7 protein-coding genes are annotated in these 6,121 nt (G+C 72.5%); 6 read left to right on the top strand and 1 reads right to left on the bottom strand.

Going from position 1 to position 6,121, the window contains the following annotated elements; all coding sequences use genetic code 11:
- Positions 1 to 22: 22 nt before the first annotated feature.
- Positions 23 to 898, top strand: coding sequence for a TauD/TfdA family dioxygenase (locus ABZ573_RS24775; protein WP_151455464.1), 876 nt, complete (start codon positions 23 to 25; stop codon positions 896 to 898).
- Positions 899 to 1,030: 132 nt separating this feature from the next.
- Here ABZ573_RS24775 and ABZ573_RS24770 read toward each other — a convergent pair whose 3' ends face one another.
- The gene (locus ABZ573_RS24770; protein ID WP_151455465.1) at positions 1,031 to 2,086 is read right to left on the bottom strand and encodes an NAD(P)/FAD-dependent oxidoreductase; all 1,056 of its coding nucleotides are present in this window, start codon (positions 2,084 to 2,086) and stop codon (positions 1,031 to 1,033) included.
- A gap of 272 nt (positions 2,087 to 2,358) precedes the next feature.
- Here ABZ573_RS24770 and ABZ573_RS24765 point away from each other — a divergent pair, with 272 nt between their 5' ends.
- Genes ABZ573_RS24765 through ABZ573_RS24745 form a run of 5 tightly spaced genes read left to right on the top strand, consistent with a single transcriptional unit; the run spans position 2,359 to position 6,089 of the window.
- A complete protein-coding gene (locus ABZ573_RS24765) occupies positions 2,359 to 3,000 on the top strand; it encodes a hypothetical protein (protein WP_151455466.1) in 642 nt (213 codons plus the stop codon).
- On the top strand, positions 2,997 to 4,016 hold the full coding sequence (locus tag ABZ573_RS24760; RefSeq protein ID WP_151455467.1) for a hypothetical protein: 1,020 nt from the start codon (positions 2,997 to 2,999) through the stop codon (positions 4,014 to 4,016). Before ABZ573_RS24765 ends, ABZ573_RS24760 begins: the two co-directional genes overlap by 4 nt.
- On the top strand, positions 4,013 to 4,285 hold the full coding sequence (locus ABZ573_RS24755) for a phosphopantetheine-binding protein (protein WP_132240601.1): 273 nt from the start codon (positions 4,013 to 4,015) through the stop codon (positions 4,283 to 4,285). The genes ABZ573_RS24760 and ABZ573_RS24755 overlap by 4 nt, the downstream gene beginning before the upstream one ends.
- A gap of 2 nt (positions 4,286 to 4,287) precedes the next feature.
- A complete protein-coding gene (locus ABZ573_RS24750) occupies positions 4,288 to 4,539 on the top strand; it encodes an acyl carrier protein (RefSeq protein WP_151455468.1) in 252 nt (83 codons plus the stop codon).
- A complete protein-coding gene (locus ABZ573_RS24745; protein ID WP_151455469.1) occupies positions 4,536 to 6,089 on the top strand; it encodes a long-chain-fatty-acid--CoA ligase in 1,554 nt (517 codons plus the stop codon). The genes ABZ573_RS24750 and ABZ573_RS24745 overlap by 4 nt, the downstream gene beginning before the upstream one ends.
- The last annotated feature ends 32 nt before the right edge of the window (positions 6,090 to 6,121 follow it).

Genomic DNA, 6,121 nt, shown 5'->3' with positions numbered 1-6,121 from the left:
CACCGAACCCAGGAGGGAACGAATGGAAGAGCACGTCCTTGCCGCCGTCGAGCGGGCGACGACCCGCCCGCCGGAGCGCTACGACACCATCACCGTCCGACCGATCTCTCCGGTCATCGGCGCGGAGGTCTCCGGCCTCGACCTCGCCACCGAGCTGTCGGACGGGCAACTGGCCGAGGTCAGGCGCGCCTTCCTCGCCCACCATGTGCTGGTCTTCCGCGACCAGGTGCTCTCCGCCGAGGACCACAAGCGCTTCGCCGGCCTGTTCGGCGAGTTGCGCCGGCAGCCCCTCGCCGACCTCGACGGCGGCGACCCCGCCGTCCTCGAGATCAGCGCCGGCCGGGACTCGCGGTTCGTGGCCGGCGAGGACTGGCACACCGACGGCACCGCCGAGGCCGAGCCGTCGCTGGGCTCGATGCTCTACGTCACCAGGACGCCGGAGATCGGCGTCGGCGGCGACACCCTCTGGGCGAACATGCACCTGGCGTACGAGATGCTCTCCCCGCCGATGCGGGCCTTCCTCGACGGGCTGACCGCGATCCACGACGGCCTGATCCCGTGGCAGGGCCACACCCCGCCGCCGGAGTACGTCGTGCCGAAGAGCGAGCACCCGGTCGTCGTACGCCACCCGGAGACCGGCCGCAAGCTGCTCTTCGTCAACGCCGGCTTCACCTCGCACATCGTGCAGCTCTCCCGCCACGAGAGCCGGGCGCTGCTGGACATGCTCTTCGGCTGGGTCGCTCAGCAGCCGATCCTGAACTGCCGGGTGCGCTGGACGCCGAACACGCTGGTGTTCTGGGACAACCGCTGCACCCAGCACCACGCCGTCTGGGACTACTACCCGCACTCCCGCTACGGCCAGCGGGTGACCATCAACGGCAGCCGGCCGGTGGCGTAGCCGGTCGGGCCGACCCCGCGCTGACTCGGCGGCGGATCCGCTCGCCGGCCGGTGGAGGGCGCGTCGACCGGTGGAGGGCGTCGGCCGGTGGCGGCGCGGCCGGTGGTGGGCGTGGGCCGGTGGTGGCGTCGGTCAGCCGCGCACGATCTGCTCCGTGTAGTCCCAGTCGTCGTCGAGGGCGGCGTCGCGTTCGCCGGTCAGGCCGGTCAGGTCCGCGCCCGCGACGCGGCCGGCGCCCGCGACGCGGTCCCGCAGGATCCGGGCCGTGACCACGGCGGCCCGGGTGCCCTGGGCGGTGACCGGGTCCAGGTGGTAGCCGGCGTCGCCGACCAGGCACCAGCCGGGCCCGCTCATCGGCCGGCGCAGCATGCGCATCCGCCCGGCGCCGCCGATCGAGGTGGTGCGGCGCCCGACGGCGACGGCCGGGCCGAGATACGGGTCGTCGCGCACCATCCGCTCGTACGAGCGCGCCGGGTGCCGGCCGGTCTCGTCGATCAGGCTCTGGTGCAGGTCCACCGCGACGCACCACTGCTTGTCGCCGCAGGGCGTCGAGATGAGGACGCTGCGGTCCTGCAACGAGAAGTAGGAGCGGTCGGTGGGCAGCGGCAGGTTCTCGTAGTAGGCCAGCAGCGCGAACCACGGTGACTCGACCACCCGGTAGGCGTCCGCCCCCACGCGCTCCGCGTTGCGCGACAGCCGGCCGTCCGCCAGCACCAGCAGGTCGCAGGTGACCTCGCTGTCGACGGCACCGTGCCGGACGGTCACGCCGCGCACCCTGCCCGCGTCGACTGTGAGGTCCCGCACCCGGGCCGGGCGCCGCACGGTGACGTTGCCCCGGCCGCGCGCCGCGGCCAGCAGCGCCGGGTCCAGCACCTCGCGGGGCACGCTCATCCGGAACGAGTGGGCGTCCTCGCGCGGGTAGACCCGCTCGACCACGTCCTCGCCGATGCGCTGGGTGTCGCCGTAAGTGCGCGGGGCGCCGCAGGCCAGGACCGTCTCCAGTAGACCGAGCTCGGCCCAGGCGAGGTTGCCGGAGCGGTCCCAGGTGGACTGCTGCGGCCAGAACGCGGTGGGCCGCGAGGCGTCGAGGACGAGGACCCGCTCCGCGTACGGCGCGAGGGCCCAGGCGGTGCACGCTCCGGCGATCCGGCCGCCGACCACGACGACCTCCCAGTGGCCGCTGATCACGCCGGCACCGACTCGGCGCGGTGGTGCTCCGGCGGGCTCCCGAGGTCGTCACGCGACACGACTCAGTCTCGCATCCGGACCCGACCCGGGGAAGGGAGCAGCCCGGCGAGGCGCGCGGTCCTCGTGGGCGACGAGGCCGGCGTCGCGCGACGGCCCCCGAGGTCGCCGCAACGGCGCACACCGTCGGAGGGATCTTGTTATTACTGGCCGATTACCCAAGACCATTAAATTCACCCAGGTCAGCGGGCTCCCGTCTGGACGTGGGGTGAAATGTGAACAGTCGAACAATCGCGCGCCCGGAGCCCAGGCTCGAGGTCCGGGACCTCGGGTGGCGACAGCTGTGGGCGGGCTCCCGGCTGCTCGCCCAGGCGTACGAGAACGGCGCCATCTGGGCCGCCGCCGGCTCGCTCCCCCGGTGGCAGCGCATGTCCGCGCTGACCGCGCTGTACCTGGCCGAGCTGGTGATCGCCCAGCTGATGAGCTCGGGCATCACCCTCGCCGCGTACCGGGCCGACCGGCTCGACGGGATCCTCGTCCTCTACGGCGACGAGCGCACGACGCCGTGGTGGGGGTGGGCGCTGCGCTCGGTGGCGTGCCTGCTGGCCGGGCCGCGGGCCGTGATGGAGGCGGTGCGGATCTCCAACGCGCTCGACCGGATGCGCCCCAGCAGCCCGCACGTGTGGTTCGCGGTGCTCGGCCGGCGGGTCGACTCCGTCGGCGTCGGCTACGTCCTGATGCGCGCCGGCCAGGCGCGGGCCGAGGCCCTCGGCCTGCCGGGCTACCTGGAGACCTCGGCCGGCCCGGAGCAGGTGCAGATCAACGAGATGCTCGGCTGGACGTCCGTGGACGAGTACGTGCTGAGCACCGGAAGCGTCATCAAGACGATGTGGCGCGACAACCCGGGGCGGTCATGACGGCCCCCGGACTGGCCCGGGGGCTGGACACGCTCTTCGCGGTCCCGCCGGAGCACCGGCTCGGCGACGTCGACCGCGCCTCGGCGAGACAGGTCCTCGGCTGCGACGACCACACGCTCTCCACGTTGCTCGACCGCGGGCTGCCCGCCAGTGGTGACCCGGGCGAGGAGCGTTTCGACTCGCGCGACCTGTTCAACCTGGCGCTGTACTCGGGCACCGGCACGACCGTGCCGGAGCAGGCCTTCGCCTACTCGCTGCGGTGGATGCGCTCGTCGACCGAGGAGCTGCTCGCGCCCCGCGCCTCCCGGTTCGCGCTGCGGATCGCGTGTGCCGCCGACGCGTGCGGCCCGCAGCCGACCAGCACGCTGGCGTTGCCGCGCCCCGAACGCTGCGGCGGCGCGGTGCACGACCTGACGGTCGAACCCGCCGACGGCGGCGCCGGACCGAGCGCCGAGCGCGGCGACACCGTCACCCGTACGGCGTCGCAGCTCGCCGTCACCGCCACCGTCCACACGACGGGCGAGCGGGCCGAGCTGCGCTCCCCGGAGCTGCGGGCGATCGCCGCCGAGTTCGCCGCCATGGACCTGCGCTGGGTCAAGCTGCCCGAGGCCCTGCAGAACGACGTGGACCTGGTGACCACGCACGGCGTGGCGAGCTGCGACTCGGCGAGCCGGTACCTGGCCCAGCTCTGCCACCGGGCCGGCATCCCGGCGGTCACCCGGATCGGCTGGGTCGTCGGCATGCTCGACCTGGTCCACGCCTGGGTCGAGGTCGAGGACGCCGACGGGGCGACCAAGGTCATCGACCCGGTCTTCGCGCTGTTCTCCGCCACCGTGCGCGACACCAACCCGCTGCTGCGCGATCCGGCCGTCGCGCTGCGCACCAACCGGCTCATCCCGACGGGCCTCTCCACGGGACGGGCCGTGGCCGAACACCGGTGCGCCGACGAACCGTCGGCTGCCCGGCTCACCACGAAGATCCTCCCCGCACCGACACGCCCCCAGGAGGGGTCATGAGTACGACCGAGACCGTTCCGGAGTTCCTCACCACGTTCCTGCGCGCCAGATGTCCGGACATCGACTCGGTCGGGCTCGACGACGACCTCGTGGACACGGGCGTCCTGAACTCGATGCACTTCGTCGAGCTGCTCTACCTGATCGAGGCGGAGCTGGGCACGGAGATCTCCCTCGACGAGGTGAGCACGGACGACTTCCGCACCATCTCCCGGATCACGCGACGTTTCTTCACCCCGGGGCAGGGCCCCGGCGCGACACCCAAGGAGTAGCAATGTTGGAGACCCGCGTCCGCGAGGTCGTCGGCTCGGTGTTCGGTGTCGCACCGGACGAGCTGCCCGAGCGCCTGGACCCGGACACCGTCCCGGGCTGGACCTCGCTGCGCCAGATCCAGCTCATGATGGCGCTCGAGAACGCGTTCGGCATCGAGATCGACCCGAACCTGCTGCCGGCCCTCGCGTCCGGCCCGGCGATCGTGCAGTACCTCGAGGAGACGCTGGCGGTCCCGGACGGGACGGCCCGATGACGGCGTACCACCCGCAGTTGCGCACGGTGCACGACGTCGTCGCCTTCCACGCCGGGCAGCGGCCCGACCATCCGGCGGTGCACTGCGAGGACCGTACGGTCAGCTACGCGCAGCTGCACCGGTCGAGCAACCGGACGGCGCACGCCCTGCGGCGCGCCGGGGTCACGGCCGGGCACCGCGTCGCCTACCTGGGCAAGGAGTCCGAGCACTACTACGACGTCCTGTTCGCCTGTGCCAAGACCGGCACCGTGCTGGTCCCCATCAACTGGCGGCTGCGCGCCGGCGAGATCCGGCACATCATGCGCGACTCCGGCAGCACGGTCCTCTTCTGCGACGAGGATCTCCTGGACACCGTCGACGCGCTGCGGCCGGACCTGCCCGAGCTGCGCGAGGTCGTGTCGCTGGCCGGCTTCACCGGTTGGCAGGCCGACGAGGACGCCGACCTGGACCCGTCCTGGACCGAGGAGCAACCCCTGGCCCAGGTGTACACCAGCGGCACGACCGGCAACCCCAAGGGTGTCGTGCTGGCCCACCGCAGCTTCTTCGCGGTGCGGGACGCGCTCGCCTCCGAGGGCCTGGACTGGATCGACTGGCGGCCGGACGACGTGAGCCTGATCGGCATCCCGGGGTTTCACATCGGTGGACTCTGGTGGTCGATCCAGGGGTTCAGCGCCGGCATCACCAACGTGTCGGTCCGGGTGTTCGCCGGGCACGAGGCGGTCCGCCTCATCCGCCGCCACGGCGTCACCACGGCGTGTGTCGTGCCGGCCCAGTTGCAGATGATGCTCGCGCCGCCCCGGCCGAAGCGGGAGGACTTCGTCTCGCTGCGGAAGATCGTCTACGGCGGGTCGCCGATCTCCGAGGCGTTGCTCGGCCGCAGCATCGAGATGTTCGACTGCGAGTTCGCGCAGATCTACGGCCTGTCCGAGAGCGGCAACACCGCCGTCTGCCTGCCGCCGTCGGAGCACGTCGTCGGCGGGCCGCGCATGCAGGCGGCCGGCCGGCCGTACCCGGGCTTCGCCGTGAAGATCATCGATGGTACGGGCCGCGTGCTGCCGCCGTTCGAGGTCGGCGAGATCTGCCTGTCGACCCCGGCGCGGATGATCGAGTACCGGGGCCTGCCCGAAGCCACCGCCGCGACCCTGGTCGACGGCTGGCTGCACACCGGCGACGCTGGCTACCTCGACGACGAGGGCTTCCTCTTCGTACGCGACCGGATCAAGGACACGATCATCGTGGCCGGCGAGAACGTCTACCCGGCGGAGATCGAGAACGCGGTCTGCGCGTACCCGGGGGTGGTCGAGGCCGCCGCCGTCGCCGTGCCGCACGAGCACTGGGGCGAGGTCGTGCACTGCTTCGTGGTGACCCACCCCGACCAGCCCGCGACCGCCCGCGATCTCACCCCGTTCCTGCGGGGGCGGATCGCCGACTTCAAGATCCCGGCGAGCTTCGAGTTCGTCGACCAGTTGCCCCGCAACCCCAGCGGAAAACTCCTCCGGCGGGAGCTGCGCGAGAGGTTCTGGCAGCACCTCGACCGGCGCGTGGCCTGACAGCCGACGCGGTCCCCGTCCGGCCCCCAACA

The sequence above is a fragment of the Micromonospora sp. NPDC007220 genome (assembly GCF_040634035.1).
GTDB classification, from domain to species: Bacteria; Actinomycetota; Actinomycetes; order Mycobacteriales; family Micromonosporaceae; genus Micromonospora; species Micromonospora reichwaldensis.
The sequence above is the reverse complement of the archived record's forward strand: the minus strand, read 5'-3'. Positions and strand labels throughout refer to the sequence as shown.

What these genes read in the sequence shown, in the direction of transcription:
- ABZ573_RS24775 (WP_151455464.1), top strand. Translation starts at nt 23, where the DNA reads ATGGAAGAGCACGTCCTTGCCGCCGTCGAGCGGGCGACGACCCGCCCG.
- ABZ573_RS24760 (WP_151455467.1), top strand. Translation starts at nt 2,997, where the DNA reads ATGACGGCCCCCGGACTGGCCCGGGGGCTGGACACGCTCTTCGCGGTC.
- ABZ573_RS24755 (WP_132240601.1), top strand. Translation starts at nt 4,013, where the DNA reads ATGAGTACGACCGAGACCGTTCCGGAGTTCCTCACCACGTTCCTGCGC.
- ABZ573_RS24750 (WP_151455468.1), top strand. Translation starts at nt 4,288, where the DNA reads ATGTTGGAGACCCGCGTCCGCGAGGTCGTCGGCTCGGTGTTCGGTGTC.
- ABZ573_RS24745 (WP_151455469.1), top strand. Translation starts at nt 4,536, where the DNA reads ATGACGGCGTACCACCCGCAGTTGCGCACGGTGCACGACGTCGTCGCC.